We start from the raw sequence: 14,780 nt of genomic DNA on the forward strand, positions 1-14,780 counted from the left end.
ACCGCCAGCCAGTGGCCACCGATCAGTTCCCCCAACCCTGCACCACGCTCAACCGCCTGGTCAAAAGTAGCCATAGCCGGCGCTATCATCCTCAGCGCCACAGCCCTGATCGTGGCGCTGATGCGCCCAACGACCAGCAGCCCCGCTACAGCAACCGCCACCGCACCACCGACCTACACCGCCGCCGAAACCGCGGCCGACCACAAAAAACTGTGCGAGGTGTACAAACTGGCAGCGCGTTCGGTCCAAGTAGATACACATGGCGAGAATCCAGCGCTCGCAGCGGCTGCCCTGGCAAACGGTGCGGTGATGTTGGAACAATCAGCCAACACAGCCCCAGCACTGGCACCAGACGATCTCACCGCCGCCCTAACACTGGCCGAGGCCTACAGTCGCATCAACGCCATGGGGAGTTTTTTGCCTCGCAATCATCCATCACTTGAGTCCGCGATCAATGACGTCAATGCCAAAGACGCGCGCATGAAGGCCGTATGTGATGGCGGCTGACCTGCCGCCCAGCCGGTAGTCGACGTTGTTGGTTAGCGCGTGGCCCGGAGGTCAAACGCCAAGAGACAATTAACCCGAAACTAACCATCGCGGATAGCAACCCAGCCAACGTCAACAACTGTAAACAGGCCACGTGCGACGGGTGCTGCGCGTAAAGCAGCAATGTGATTTGCCGAATCTAGCCATCTGATTCACGATTGCGGATCCTTCGCTGACGCTTCGAGACGGCTACAGGAGTTCTAGTGAGCCCGTAAACGCGGCCACCCGCATCGGGACCAAAGGCCACTATCGACACACAGCCCCATCTGGAGTGCGTACTGACGACCACCGAAATAGCGTTAGCGACATGACAACTCCTCCACCCACCGCCGGCCAGTGGCCACCGATCAACCCCTACAACCCCGCACCACGCTCAACCGCCTGGCCAAAGGTAGCCCTAGCCGGCGCCATCATCCTCAGCACCGCAGCCCTCATCGTGGCGCTGATAGCGTTGATGGTGGCGTCTTAGGACTGGTGTAAAAACGCTGGGCGCATGTTCCTGGTGGTCATGTTACGCGGCGGTGGTGTCGGTCGTGGTTGTTGTGGTGGGGGGATGCAGTGGGCGGGGTGGCTCGAGCAGTTGGTGGCGTAGTTCTTGGAGGTGGCGGCTGGTCGCTGATGTTTGGGTGACTCCGCGCCAGCCGCGGCTGGCGCGGTCGAGGACGGCCCATACCAGCGACAGACAGCTGGTTTCGCCGGGTAGGCGGCCGATGACCTTGACCCGGCGACGGGATTCTCCGAAGGTGCGTTCGATGAGGTTGGAATGGCGGATGCGTGTCCAGTGTTGGCGGGGGAAGCGCAAATGCACGCTCAGCGAGGCGAAGTCGTTGGCCAGGCAAGCGACCGCGGCTGGGTAGAGCCCGCGGTATGTGGTGGTGAACTCCTCGGCGCGGCGGGTGGCTTCATCCACGGCCTGCTGGCCGGGTGGCTGGTCAATGTCATCGAAGATCGACCAGAACGCGGCTTTGATCTCGTCCTGGACCGCGACAGGTGTCTTGGCGATGACGTTACGGCAGCGATGGATCAGACACCGCTGACGCAGGCTTGCCGGAAACGTGGTCTCCCATGCGGCGATCAGGCCCGGCGCCCCGTCGGAGATGCCCAGTAGCGGCGGGCGTAGTCCCCGGTTCCTCAGGTCAGCCAAGAAGTCGGCCCACGCATCAGCCGACTCCGCTGCGGCTGGGGCCAGCCCAATAAACAGGGGCTTGCCGTCGGTGCAGATGCCCCAGGCGGCCAGCACCGGCTCGGCCGGGGCGTTGGGATGCATCCGAAAGTTCGAGGCATCCAAGAACAGGTAGTCCAACACCAGCTCATCAAGGCGTCGAGACGACCACGCAGCGAACTCGTCTTTGATGGCCGCACAAATCCGGCTCACCGTCGAGCGCGACAACGCCGCCTGCGAGCCCAGCACCTCGGCCAACGCGGCCTCGATGTCGCGATCCGACAAACCGCGCACCCATCCCGAAATCACCAACGCCTCCAGAGCGTGGGTGCGCGTCACCCCGGCACCGAATAGCCGCGAACAGAACCGCTCGTCGGTGTCGCGTAGTTTCGGGCGGCATAATTCGACCGAGCCCATCGTGGTCTTCACCGTCGCCGGCGGTTGATACCCATTGCGGTACCCGCCCGGGCCGTCCTGAACCCGACGCTGGTGACGGGCTCGGCCCAACACTGCTTCTACCTCGGCCTCCACGGCGACCTGAAACACCAGACGCACCGATAACCGCCCGACCTCCTCCAAAATCTCGGTCAACGGCCGCTCGGTCGCGGCGAACAACTGATCCATCTCAACACGCACACGCTCAATCGGCGATACTCGCTTGGTCACGGGCGTAGCCCCTCCTTCATAGCTTTCGTCGGTTGCGACGGAACCTACGCCCGTGACCATTTACACCAGCGATGAGACGCGACCGCGTTGATGATGCGCCCAACCACCAACCGTCCAGCCGCAGCAACAACCGCCGCACCACCGACCTACACCCCCGCGGAAACCGCCGCCGCCCACAAAAAACTGTGCGAGGTCTACAAGCTGGCCGCGCGTGCAGTGAAGATACAAACCAATATCGACAACCAGGCACTCGGGATTGCTGCTCTAGTCAATGGGGCGGTGATGCTGGAGCAAGCAGTTGGCGCTAACTCGGCTCTCCCGGCCACCGACCGCGCTACCGCGCTTTCACTCGCTAAAGCGTATACCCGCACAAATGCCATGGGGAGCTTCACGCATCGCGACGATCCAGCATGGCAGCAGGTTCTGGATGACGTGAATGCCGAGGACGCGCGTATGAAGGCCGTGTGTGGTGGCAGTTGATCTACCGTCCGGCCGGTGGTCTGCGTTGTTGGTTAGCGCGCGGCAAAGAGGTCAAACGCCAACAGACAACCAACCCGAAACTAACCATCGCGGATAGCGCCCCAAACCAATGCCAACAGCCGTGGACAGACACCGAGCAGCCGCGGCCAGAGCGCGTACTGACAACCCTCGAAATAGCGTTGGTGACATGACAACTCCTCCGCCCGCCGCCAGCCAGCGGCCACCGATCAATCCCGCCAACCCTGCACCACGCTCAACCGCCTGGTCAAAAGCAGCCCTAGCCGGCGCCATCATCCTCAGCGCCACAGCCCTGATCGTGGCGCTGATGCGCCCAACCACCAACCGTCCGGCCGCAGCAACCACCGCCGCACCACCGACCTATACCACCGCGGAAACCGCTGACGCCCACAAAAAACTGTGCGAGGTGTACAAACTTGCAGCGCGCTCGGTCCAAATAGATACGCACGGCGATGACCGGGCTCTCGCGGGTGTTGCAGTGGTCAACGGGGCAGTCATGCTGGGACAAGCGGTCAATGCCTCTCCAGCGCTCGCTCCGAGCGATCGCGCGACCGCGCGACCGCGCTCGCCTTAGCAGATGCATTCACCACGGCAAATGCACTGGGTAGCTTTGCGCATCGCGACGACCCAGAATCGCGGGCGGCCATCGATGATGCCAACGTCAAGGACACACGTATGAAGGCCGTATGTAGTGACGGTTGACCTACCGCCCGGGCGGTAGTCGGCGTTGTTGGTGGTCGCCTGGCGACCTGCGCAACCTGACGCACTGACAGCCGCGGTCAAATATCGGCGCTGGCAGACCGACATCAAAAGTCGCGACTGCAGCAGCAAGGTGATTTGCCGAATCCAGGGATCTGATTCACGATTGTGGATCAGTCCGCTGACGCTTCGGGAGGTCTACAGATGACGCGAGTCTGGTCAGCCCGCAAATGCGGCTGGCTCCATCGGGACCCCGCAGCCACCACCGACACCGTAGGCCGCAGCCGCACCTGCAGTGCGTCCGAAAAGCCGCTTGAATAGCGTTAGTGAGATGACAACCCCTCCACCCACCGCCGGCCAGTGGCCACCGATCAACCCCTACAACCCCGCACCACGCTCAACCGCCTGGCCAAAGGTAGCCCTAGCTGGCGCCATCATCCTCAGCACCGCAGCTCTCATCGTGGCGCTCATAGCGCTTATTCGCCCAACGACCAGCCATCCAGCTGCAGCAACCGCCGCCGCACCACCGACCTACACCGCCGCAGAAACCGCCGCCTCCCACAAGAAGCTATGCGACGTCTACCGACTCGCGGCGCGATCCGTACAAATAGACACCCATGGTGGCGACCAAGCGCTGGCTGGCGTATCAACCGTGAATGGGGCCCTCATGCTGGAACAAGCGTTGAACGCGGCCCCGGCACTCACACCCGCCGACCGCGCTGTCGCGCAGTCGCTAGCCGACGCATACACCAATGCCAACGCTATGGCTAGCTATTTGCATCGCGAGGATGCCGCGTGGCAGGAGGTGGTCGACGATGTGAACGCCACAGACGCGCGTATGAAGGCCGTGTGTGGTGGCGGTTGACCTACCACCCGGTCAGTGGTCGGCGTTGTTGGTCGGCGCGTGGTGGACTGCGCCGCCTGACGCACTGACAGTTGCAGTCGCATATTGGCGCCAGCAGGCGGATATAAAACGTCACGAGGTGACCGAGCTCAGGAACCAACGATCCCGGCTGTCTGCAAATAAGGGCCGTACCGCCGAAGATTTGTTGGAGCGATATTGGCAAGGCGAACAACAGCTGGAAACTATCGCCCACCAATGCGACATCAAGAGCTGCCAAAACGACCGCGTAGCCGATGCAATAAACAACTTGCGTGACCGCTTAGGAGAGGTCGCTCATTCAGGCAATGAGGAAATCGACAAGATCCTTGCTGGGCCTGGGCCTATGGAATCGAAAGTTGCCGCGGTTAATGCGGTCATCGCTAGAGCTAACGCGGACGCTGCGCACGCTGGAACGAATGCTATGTCGAACATTGTGGATGCAACCCAGCGCGTGCTAGACGGGACTATCGGAGGTGACGCGCGGTCGTGGCTACAGCAGCATGGTGTGAGCTTGGACAAGCCTCCGCCAGCACAACCGGTAACGGCAGATGATTTGAAATCGCAGCCAGCTGCGTACGGCAGTGAGCGGCTAAGCGCGGCTGCATCGGCTAAAGACCCTCTAGCGCTAATGTCGCTGACGCCTACAGCATTCGGTCGCGATCTGCCGGCGCCCGGAATATCGGCGCCGAATAGCTCACCGCCACAAATGACAGCCTTCGGCAATCAGCTAGCGGCGCCCTCTGCACCTCTGTCTCCGAGTATCGTCCCAACCACGTTGACCCCCAGCGCCCCAACCCCCGGTGTTGGTACCCCATCCCTGCCAGTCAGCCCGTCCTCAGCCGGATCGGGTTCGCTCCTATCACCGCAATCGCTCGGTCAGTCGTTTACCGCTGGAATGGCAACGGGCGCTCCAGCGGGTGCAAGTGCAGAGTCGGTGTCGGCGGGTGCAATGCAGGCAGCGTCGGAGCCCATGGCACCAGCGACACCGCCCCCCGCAGCGCCGGCGATTCCTCCACCGACGGTCCCGACCGCCGGTGCAAGCGGGCCGCCCGTACTCGACCATGGCGGAACGGCTTCAGGTCATGCGCCTACCGCGTCACCCGGTTTTGAGAACAGCAGCGGCATGACAACCGTGGCACCGGTGGTCGCTGGTGGCCCGGCTGCTGGAGCAGTCACCCCGCTGGCTGGGGGTACGCCCCCGGGACCGTTGCCGGCGTACGGCTCGGATCTGCGTCCGCCGGTCGTTGCTCCGCCTGCGGCACCGCCGACCCCGTCGGGTCCGGTGTCGGGTGCCGCGGTGGCGGCATCCCCGACATCGTCACCAGCAGCCGGTGGTTCGTTGCTGTCGCCAGTAGGAAAGACCGCCGCCCACCCGGCTGGACCCGGTCAAGCCGTGGGTGGCTCGTACCCGGTAGCCGGTCCGGTAGCGGCTGCGACGGCGGGGGCCGTCGCCGGTGACAGCTCCACCCGCGCAGCCGACCAAGAACGGCTGCGGCGAATCGTGAATGCCGTGGCCCGTCAGGAACCGGGATTATCGTGGGCGGCCGGGTTGCGCGACGACCGGCGCAACACGCTGCTGGTCACCGACCTTGCTGGCGGCTGGATTCCGCCGCACGTTCAGCTACCCGCGCATGTGCTGCTCCTGGAACCGGCTGATCGCAACCGCGATGCCAGTGCTGTGGAGTTGCTAGGTGCTGTCAGCGAGTCGGCGGCGCACCATCCACACGGGTACATCACCGAGGCAGGCGCCGACGCGGTGAAGCTGACCGGGGACCGAACCGCACGAACCCTACCCACAATCGATGAGCTTGGGCCCACCCTGGTCGAGGCGGTGCGTCGACGAGACGGATTGCCCCGGGTTGCACAGGCGGTCGCGGTGGCCGCTGCGCGAAACTACGGTGTGCCCGACAATGAAGCCGAGCTGCTTCGTGAAAGAGCTACCGAAATTCGCCGATCGGTGCTCACGGCGTACCCACATCATGATCGCGCTAACGTAGCCGATTGGATGCTGCTCGCAGCGATAATGGGGCTGATCGAAGACAGCCCCACAACAGCGAATTACCACCTGGCCTGGGCAAGCGCCGCCACGTCAACCAGGAGATGCAGATGACAATCGAGTCGCATCCCGAAACCTATGGGGCAGCTGCCGGCATGCCGCCGCTAGCTCCGTTGGCTCCGGGACCCGTCTACCCCGTTGGAACCTCGCCAGTAAGTGGCGTGGCAGCGGGATTCGGTTTGGCCACCAACGCCGATCTACCCGACACGAATGCCGAGGTTACCGCCGATGACGCGGATCGTCGGGCGCATGCAGCCGATGCCGCGGCGAAGTTCCCGGCTAACGAAGCCGAATCCGCGCAACAACTCCAGAGCCTGGGCACCGAGCAGATGGCGCAGATGATCCCGCAGATGGCCCAAGGTCTCGCCGGTGCGCTCGGTGGAGCGTTCGGTGGCGCTTTGGGGCCCCTAACTCAGCTTCCCCAACAGGCCATGCAGGCCGGCCAGAGCGCAATTCAGCCGTTGATGAGTGCGGTGCAAAACGCCGGCAGTGCCGGGCCGGGATCCGGCATTGGCGACGGGCTCGGTGAGTTCGGCGACGCGGAGCTCGTCGACTCCGTCGATGGCGGTGGCGGCGCTGGTGACGTCGGCGGCGGTACCACTCCGACCGGCTTTCTGGGCCCGCCACCTGTACCGACATCATCGCCACCGACGACCCCTGCCGGAGCCCCAACAAAGTCGGTGACGGCGACACCAACTGACGGCACGCCGCCTCTTGGCGGCGCTCGCGGCATGACCGGAATGCCGATGGTGCCGCCGGGCGCGATGGGCGCCGGCGGCAAGGACGGAAGCAAAGACAAGCCGGGAGACAAGCGCGTAGCGGCCCCGGGTGTGCCAAACGGCCAGCCGGTGAAGGGCCGCCTGACGACCCCGCCGAACGTTCCCGTCACCAAATCAGCCGAGGGCAAACCCGTAGTTCGCAGACGCATCCTGCTGCCCGAGCATCGCGAACACGGACGCATCGTCGCCGACGAGAAAACGGACGGAGTTGAGTGACGATCCGCCACGGCGGTCGGTTTGATTTGCGCCGCGGCGAAAAACTATCGCGCATGGCAGCCAGCACCGCAAGAGATGTGCACCGGGCGTAGCCGATCCTGGCCGCCCGGGAAGAAGCCGTGCAGCGAGCCGCCGACATCACGCCGCACGAGCGCACCACAAATTTGGTGGCGGCACCCGTAACTTCAGACCGGAACCACCGTCAGTTCGCGCGGCTGGTTGTTGACCGACACCGCACCGTCCTCGGTCACCACAACAATGTCCTCGATGCGGGCACCCCATCGGCCCGGAAAGTAGATGCCAGGCTCGATCGAAAACGCCATGCCCGCAGCAAGCGGCAGATCATTCCCCGCGACAATGTAGGGATCTTCATGCACACACAGGCCGATTCCGTGCCCGGTGCGGTGCACGAAATGCTCCGCGAGTCCCGCGTCAGCGAGCACGTTGCGAGCTGCGGCGTCGACCTCCGCTGCGGCCACCCCCGGGCGGACCACATCAAACGCCGCCCGTTGCGCCTGTTCCAGTACCGAATACTGTTGCGCAACATCGGAGCTAGGCTCGCCAATGCTGTAGGTACGAGTCGAGTCGGAGTGATAGCCGGGCTCATACGTGCCACCGATGTCGACGACAACCACATCGCCCACCTGCAACTTGCGATCCGAATGTTCGTGGTGCGGGTCAGCGCCGTGTGGACCGGAGCCGACAATGACGAACGCCACCTCCGAATGCCCCTCGGCAACAATGGCTTTAGAGATATCAGCGGCAACTTCCGCCTCGGTTCGGCCCGGCACCAACAACTCAGGTAAACCGGCATGCACTCGGTCGATGGCCGCCCCAGCCTTGCGCAACGCGTCGATCTCGGCTTCCTCTTTGACCATCCGCAGCCCACTGAGCACATTGGTCGCCAGCACGGGCAGCACGCCCAACATGATGGCCAGCGGCAGCAAATGCAGCGCCGGAATCGAATCGGTGACCGCTGTCGCTGTGGGCGCACCACCCAATGCCACAGTCACCAACTGGTACGGGTCGTCACCATCGACCCAATCCCGCACCTCCAAACCCAGCTCAGCAACGGCGGACTCCCTCAGCGAAGCCAGCTCCAGTCGAGGTACCACGACTGTTGGCACACCGTAAGCCGGGGGGCTTGACCCCTTGGGTTGGACACGGGATTTGTGGTTAGGCGGCTTGGGGCAGCGTAGCGGATAGGTGGGTCCTCTCGTAGGTGGCGGGGCTGAGCTGGTTGCAGTAGGAGTGGCGTCGTGTGGTGTTGTAGCGGGCCAGCCAGCGAAAGACCTCGCGTCGGCAGGTGGGGGCGTCGTCCCAGCTGTGTCGGTCTTGGAGGACCTCGCGTTTGAGGGCGGCGTTGACCGATTCAGCCAGGGCGTTGTCGGCGCTCGATCCGATAGCGCCCATGGACTGGGTGACCCCCAACCGGGTACACAGTTTCGCGAAATCCTGTGACGTGTACTGGCGTCCGTGGTCACTGTGGAATACCGCACCACCCAGACTGCCCCGTAGCGCCTCGGCGGCCTTGAGGGCATCTTCGACCAGTTCGGTGCGCATATGCTCTGCGATCGCCCACCCAGTGATCCGCCGAGACCAGCAGTCGATGACGGTGGCCAGATACAGGTTAGCGCCGCTAGCCAGCGGCAAGTACGTGATGTCCCCAACGTATCTCTTGTTGGATTCAGAAGCGGTGAAATCTCGTTTAAGCAGGTCAGGATATTTCTGTGTGGTTTTATCTGGTCTGGTTGTGCGGACACGGCGGCGGCACCGATACCCAGCGATCCCCGCTACGCGCATGACTCGGGCTACTCGCTTGTGGTTGACCCGCTCAGTATCAGCAACACCGTCGTTGAGTTCAGCGGTGATCCGCGGGCACCCATAGGTGTTGTCCTGATCATGTATTGCGCGAATACGCTCGGCCAACACCGCATCAGCAGCGGTTTGAGCTGCCCGCGTGGCTGCTGCCTGACACCAGGTGTAAAACGATGATCGAGCGATCTCGACGACCTGGCATAGCCGCTTCACCTCGAAGGCGTGTCGGTGATCGGCAACGAACTGAAAGCGACTCACCAGTTCGTCTCCCCAGCGAAATACTTGGCCGCCGACCGCAAAATGTCCCGCTCGGTGGCCAGCCGGGTCTTCTCGGCACGCAACGCCTGGTTCTCAGCATGGAGCCGTGCCACCGCTTGTTCGGGGGTCTCGCCACCCGGGGCCCCTACGGCAACCGAACCGGGTTTACGGTGCCGAATCGGCACACCGTGGGCCTTGCACCACGCCGATAACGTTGGGTCGCTCAAGCCAAGCTCAGCAGCGATCATGCTGATCGTCGCACCAGCGGTATCCCGATACAACGCAACCGCATCCCGCTTGAACTCATCAGGGTAACTTTTCCTTGCCATAGGGGTGGATCATCTCGCTTCCCCCAGGAACATCCTGGGATTCAGCGTGTCCAACCCAAGGGGTCAAGCCCCCCGGCAACACCAGCGCCGTGAGCCGCTCGAAAGTCTGCGCGCGTAGACCTAGCAGGTACCGCAGGTCATAGCCGGGGGTGATCACCAGACCGGCGAGGCTGGCCTCGGCGGTAGCGGCCGTTGCAGCGGCCAGCCGGCGGGCGTACACCTCGGTGTCGAATCGGCGAGAATCCATGGCAGCCAGGCTAACCCCGTTTCGCTGAACCGCGGCATGAGAACATAACCGCATGCCGCCACCTGTGTTATTGCTCGACGGCGCCAGCATGTGGTTCCGCTCGTATTTCGGAGTGCCATCATCGATCACCGCTCCGGATGGCCGCCCAGTCAACGCGGTTCGCGGATTCATCGACTCCGTCGCCACAATCGTTGCCCAGCACCAGCCTGGCCGGCTGGCCGTGTGCCTAGACCTCGACTGGCGCCCACAGTTTCGCGTAGACCTCATCCCCTCCTACAAGGCACACCGCGTGGCGGAGGAAGTCAGCGATCCGGTTCCCGCTGGTCAGCCCGATGCCGAGGAAGTACCCGATGAGCTGACCCCGCAAGTCGACATGATCCTGGAGCTTTTGGACGCGTTCGGGATTGCGACAGCCGGCGCACCGGGTTTCGAGGCTGACGACGTGCTGGGAACGCTGGCAGCACGTGAACGCGACGATCCGGTGGTAGTGGTCAGCGGAGACCGCGACCTACTGCAGGTGGTCGCCGACGATCCCGTGCCCGTCCGGGTGCTCTACCTGGGCCGCGGCCTGGCCAAAGCAACCCTGTTCGGGCCTGCCGAGGTCGCTGAGCGCTACCGGGTTCCCGCGCATCGGGCCGGACCTGCCTATGCCGAACTCGCGCTGCTGCGCGGCGATCCGTCCGACGGTCTTCCCGGCGTGCCCGGCATCGGTGAAAAGACCGCCGCCGCTTTGCTGGATCAGCACGACTCGCTGAATCAGATCATCGTTGCCGCCCAGGACCCGGTGTCCCCCATGGCCAAGGGTCTGCGTACGAAACTGCTGGCCGCGTCGGCCTATATCGAGGCCGCAGGTCCGGTAGTACGGGTGGCCACCGATGCGCCGGTCACGCTGTCAACGCGCACCGACGAGCTGCCACTGGCGGCCGTAGACCCGGCACGGACCGCCGAACTTGCGGCCCAATTCGGAGTCGAATCGTCGATCACGCGACTGCAGAAAGCCCTCGACACGCTGCCCGGGTGAAAGGAGCCAGCCTATTGCGGCCGGCCGACCTCATAGGTGCCGGCGTTGTCTTGAAAGGTCACGGTCACGCGCTTGGAGGCTCCGTCGATGCTCACATTGCACTCGAAGCTGCTGCCCTTCTTGACAGTGGGATCCTCGCCCCCGTTGCATGTGACGTCTTTAACGTTTTTGGCCCCGTAGCCGTTGGTCTCGTCGGTGAGGATCTGCTGCACGCCCTCCTGGGCTTTGTCGACGTCGAGTTTGGTGGTGACAAAGAACCCGGGCGCCCAAAACCCGAGGACCAGCACAACCCCGATGAACAACACGGCAAACACGCCGACCACGCCACCGACCACCGCAAGCGAGCGCTTGGACGTACTAGCTGGCTGCTCGTAAGGCGCGAATTGGCCGGGGTACTGACCGGGTTGACCGTACTGACCTGGCTGGACGTACTGCCCCGGTTGCTGCGGATATTGACCGGGCTGTCCATATGGACCGGGTTGTCCGTACTGGCCGGGCTGACCATATCCAGGCGCAGCCGGCGGATACTGTTGCTGATACGGCGATTCCGCCGGCTGTTGATACTGCGGATACTCGGCGGGAGAATAGGCCGGAGGCTGCCACGTCGCTTCCTGAGTGGGTTGCTGCTGCCAGCCCTGGTAAGGCTGATCGCCACTTTGCTGTCCAGGCGGTTGCCAGGGCTGCATCGGATCTGGTCCCTGCGGTCCGCTCATCGTTTCTCCTCAGTCCCCTAGTCGTCCTGGTCCTGTGCTGATCACATCCGGAAGTAACCGTAGCTCCGGCTCAGCCTACCCGGCGTCAACTGCGACGACGCCGCGCCGAACGTCCTTGATCGCGCGCGCCGCGGCAGCCCGCAACTCCGGGTCCGGGGCCGCGCCGCGAACTTGATCCAGCAAGTCGAGCACCTGCCGGCACCAGCGCACGAAATCCCCCGCAGACAATGCCGGCAAAGACGAGCCACCACCGGCGGAATCGCCAGCGGCTAGTGCCGCCGCTAGATCACCGGTTCGTGCCCAACGGTAAATGACTCTGGCAAAACCTTCGTCGGGTTCGCGACTCGAACTGAGCCGATGCGTCTGCTCATCGGCGCGCAGTTTCGCCGACAGTTTCGATGTTTGGATCAACGCCTGGCGCAATCGCGGTGTGGGCACCTCGGTGCCCGGGGCAGCGTCCGCGCCGTCACCGCCGCGCGTTTCGTAAATCACAGCCGAAACCGCGGCGGCCAGCTCGGCCGGCTTCACCCCCGCCCACGCACCAGTACGCAAGCATTCGGCCACCAACAGATCGCTCTCGCTGTATATCCGCGCTAACAACCGACCGTCGTCGGTGACCTGAGGATCGTTGGCCGAGCCCTCAATGAATCCGCGCTCGGTGAGCAACCCAACGATCCGGTCGAATGTCTGAGCCAACGAGTTGGTGGCCGCGGCCACCTTCCGCTCCAGCTGCTGGTTGTCGCGTTCGATCCTCAGGTAGCGCTCGGCCTGGCGAATCAGATCATCGCGGTCGGGTGCGCTATGCGCGGGGTGCTGGCGTATTTGCGCACGCAACGACGCCAGCTCGGGATCGTGAAACGCATCGTCAGTACTGCTGGCAGCACCTCGGCGACGGGCAGCCGGAACCGCAAGTCCGGCGGCGGCCGACCGCAGCGCCGAGGCCAGATCGCGCCGCACCCGCGGCTGGCGATGCTCAACCCGTTTGGGCAACGTCATCGATCCGATCGGCGGCGCCGTGCCCGAGTAGTCGGCAGCTGAAATTCGGCCAGCCCATCGATGCTCGGTTAATACCAGCGGCCGCGGGTCTGAGGTGTCGCGAGCGGAGTCTAAGACCACCGCGAGCCCGCCGCGGCGGCCGTGGCTGATGTTGATGATGTCGCCTCGGCGCAGTGCGGCCAATGCATCGCTGGCGGCCTGGCGCCTTTGCAACCGGGACGCGCGGGCCTGGCTACGTTCCAAGTCGGTGAGCTGCGCACGCAATCTGGCGTATTCGAGGATCGGTGTGTCTGGCCCACCGATTTCGGCGGCGATCTCATCGAGCATCTTCGTTCCCCGCTCAATGCCGCGGACCAGGCCGACGACGGATCGGTCTGCTTGATACTGGGCAAACGACTGCTCCAACAGCCGGTGCGCTTGCTGCGGGCCCATTCGCTGCACCAAGTTGATCGTCATGTTGTAGGACGGTGAAAACGAGCTGCGCAGCGGAAACGTACGAGTTGAGGCAAGGCCCGCCACTTCGGACGGCTCTGTCGTGTCCTCGCCGGACAGCCAGATCACTACCGCGTGCCCCTCCACATCGATACCGCGCCTGCCGGCCCGGCCGGTCAGTTGGGTGTACTCCCCCGGTGTCAGCGGCACATGCTGCTCTCCGTTGAACTTCACCAACCGCTCCAGCACCACCGTGCGCGCAGGCATGTTGATGCCCAGCGCCAAAGTTTCGGTGGCGAAAACCGCCTTGACCAGCCCGGCAGTGAAAAGCTCCTCGACGGTGTGCCGGAACACCGGCAACATCCCGGCGTGATGGGCGGCTAGCCCCCGAAGCAGCCCCTCGCGCCATTCGTGGTAGCCGAGGACAGCCAGGTCGGCGTCGGCCAGGTCGCCACAACGGTGATCGATCACCTCGGCGATCTGGGCACGCTCTTGCTCCGACGTCAACTGCAGGGGCGAGCGCAAGCATTGACTGACCGCGGCATCACAACCCGCACGTGAGAACACAAACGTGATCGCCGGCAATAGCCCTTCGCGGTCCAGCATCGAGATCACATCCGGGCGCGGCGGGGGCCGCTGGAAGCGCCCTCCAACGGCACGTGCACGGTTTCCCCCGGTAGCCGCTCCCCTTCGTCCCGCATGTCGGCGCGGCTTCCATTCCGACATCCGGTCGGCCTCACGGCGATGCGCGATGTGCCGCAGCAGCTCAGGGTTAACACTCGGCTGAGAATTGGATGCGTCTACGTCGTGGTCGGTCCGGTAGTCGAACAAGTCGAAGAGGCGCCTACCCACCAGCACGTGTTGCCACAGCGGCACCGGCCGGTGCTCGTCGACCACTACCGTTGTGTCGCCGCGCACGGTTTGGATCCAGCCGCCGAACTCCTCGGCGTTGCTCACCGTCGCCGAAAGGCTGACCACCCGCACCTCCGCTGGCAGATGCAAGATGACCTCCTCCCAGACCGGGCCACGCATCCGGTCAGCAAGGAAGTGCACCTCGTCCATCACCACATAGGAAAGTCCCTGTAGTGCAGGTGAATCCGCGTAAAGCATATTGCGCAGCACCTCGGTGGTCATCACCACCACCGGCGCGTCGGCGTTAACCGATTGATCGCCTGTTAGCAGCCCGATCCGGTCGCGCCCGTAGCGTCCCGTCAGGTCGGTGTGCTTCTGGTTGCTCAGCGCTTTGAGTGGAGTTGTGTAGAAGCACTTGCTGCCGGCTGCCAAGGCCATGTGCACGGCGAACTCACCGACCACCGTCTTGCCGGCACCGGTCGGAGCGCAGACCAGCACACCATGGCCCTGCTCCAGCGCTGCACAGGCGCGACGCTGAAAGTCGTCTAGCGAGAAAGGCAGCTCCGCGGCGAATCGGCCCAGCTCAGCCGAACCGGTCATGCTGCCACC

Annotated in this window: 12 protein-coding genes and 2 pseudogenes; 8 read left to right on the forward strand and 6 right to left on the reverse strand. The window is 63.9% G+C overall.

Features of this window, described 5'->3' with window-relative positions; genetic code table 11:
- Positions 1-120 precede the first annotated feature (120 nt).
- The gene (locus ACO07W_RS22070) at positions 121-507 is read left to right on the forward strand and encodes a hypothetical protein (protein ID WP_421846169.1); all 387 of its coding nucleotides are present in this window, start codon (positions 121-123) and stop codon (positions 505-507) included.
- A gap of 346 nt (positions 508-853) precedes the next feature.
- Positions 854-1,015 carry a hypothetical protein gene (locus tag ACO07W_RS22075; protein ID WP_421845685.1) on the forward strand — a complete coding sequence of 54 codons (162 nt, stop codon included), beginning with the start codon at positions 854-856 and terminating at the stop codon, positions 1,013-1,015.
- 42 nt (positions 1,016-1,057) lie between these two features.
- On the opposite strand, the gene ACO07W_RS22080 is transcribed toward ACO07W_RS22075, so the two are convergent.
- Positions 1,058-2,332, reverse strand: a complete 1,275-nt coding sequence (locus tag ACO07W_RS22080; protein ID WP_421840071.1) for an IS256 family transposase — start codon at positions 2,330-2,332, stop codon at positions 1,058-1,060.
- 132 nt (positions 2,333-2,464) lie between these two features.
- Between ACO07W_RS22080 and ACO07W_RS22085 the strand changes: the two genes are divergently transcribed.
- From ACO07W_RS22085 to ACO07W_RS22105, 5 genes are all read left to right on the forward strand, one after another.
- Positions 2,465-2,854 (forward strand): hypothetical protein, encoded by a 390-nt coding sequence (locus ACO07W_RS22085; protein WP_421845686.1) that lies wholly within the window; start codon positions 2,465-2,467, stop codon positions 2,852-2,854.
- Positions 2,855-3,041: 187 nt separating this feature from the next.
- Positions 3,042-3,446 carry a hypothetical protein gene (locus ACO07W_RS22090; RefSeq protein WP_421845687.1) on the forward strand — a complete coding sequence of 135 codons (405 nt, stop codon included), beginning with the start codon at positions 3,042-3,044 and terminating at the stop codon, positions 3,444-3,446.
- A gap of 456 nt (positions 3,447-3,902) precedes the next feature.
- A complete protein-coding gene (locus ACO07W_RS22095; RefSeq protein WP_421845688.1) occupies positions 3,903-4,436 on the forward strand; it encodes a hypothetical protein in 534 nt (177 codons plus the stop codon).
- Entirely contained in the window at positions 4,426-6,564 is a 2,139-nt protein-coding gene (locus tag ACO07W_RS22100; RefSeq protein WP_421845689.1) for a DUF5631 domain-containing protein, read from the forward strand. The genes ACO07W_RS22095 and ACO07W_RS22100 overlap by 11 nt, the downstream gene beginning before the upstream one ends.
- A complete protein-coding gene (locus tag ACO07W_RS22105; RefSeq protein ID WP_421845690.1) occupies positions 6,561-7,505 on the forward strand; it encodes a hypothetical protein in 945 nt (314 codons plus the stop codon). The genes ACO07W_RS22100 and ACO07W_RS22105 overlap by 4 nt, the downstream gene beginning before the upstream one ends.
- A gap of 185 nt (positions 7,506-7,690) precedes the next feature.
- On the opposite strand, the pseudogene ACO07W_RS22110 reads toward ACO07W_RS22105, so the two are convergent.
- The 3 genes and pseudogenes from ACO07W_RS22110 to ACO07W_RS22120 all read right to left on the reverse strand — a co-directional run.
- Positions 7,691-8,644, reverse strand: a pseudogene (locus tag ACO07W_RS22110) (M24 family metallopeptidase); the annotation flags it as partial.
- Positions 8,645-8,681: 37 nt separating this feature from the next.
- Positions 8,682-9,910, reverse strand: a protein-coding gene (locus ACO07W_RS22115) for an IS3 family transposase (RefSeq protein WP_421840068.1) whose coding sequence is annotated in 2 segments (ribosomal slippage) — positions 8,682-9,595 and positions 9,595-9,910 — 1,230 coding nt in all. Because the reading frame shifts where the segments join, the coding sequence is not laid out codon by codon here.
- A gap of 52 nt (positions 9,911-9,962) precedes the next feature.
- A pseudogene (locus ACO07W_RS22120) lies at positions 9,963-10,157 on the reverse strand (aminopeptidase P family N-terminal domain-containing protein); the annotation flags it as partial.
- Positions 10,158-10,209: 52 nt separating this feature from the next.
- On the opposite strand from ACO07W_RS22120, the gene ACO07W_RS22125 reads away from it, so the two are divergent.
- Complete coding sequence (locus ACO07W_RS22125; protein ID WP_421845691.1) at positions 10,210-11,178, forward strand: 5'-3' exonuclease; 969 nt, start codon at positions 10,210-10,212, stop codon at positions 11,176-11,178.
- Between the two features lie 11 nt (positions 11,179-11,189).
- Here the strand turns inward: ACO07W_RS22125 and ACO07W_RS22130 are convergent, their stop codons facing one another.
- Entirely contained in the window at positions 11,190-11,891 is a 702-nt protein-coding gene (locus tag ACO07W_RS22130) for a DUF4333 domain-containing protein (protein ID WP_421845692.1), read from the reverse strand.
- A gap of 75 nt (positions 11,892-11,966) precedes the next feature.
- Entirely contained in the window at positions 11,967-14,771 is a 2,805-nt protein-coding gene (locus ACO07W_RS22135) for a DEAD/DEAH box helicase (RefSeq protein WP_421845693.1), read from the reverse strand.
- Positions 14,772-14,780 lie beyond the last annotated feature (9 nt).

The sequence above is a fragment of the Mycobacterium sp. genome (genome assembly GCF_965230835.1).
Classification (GTDB): Bacteria; Actinomycetota; Actinomycetes; order Mycobacteriales; family Mycobacteriaceae; genus Mycobacterium.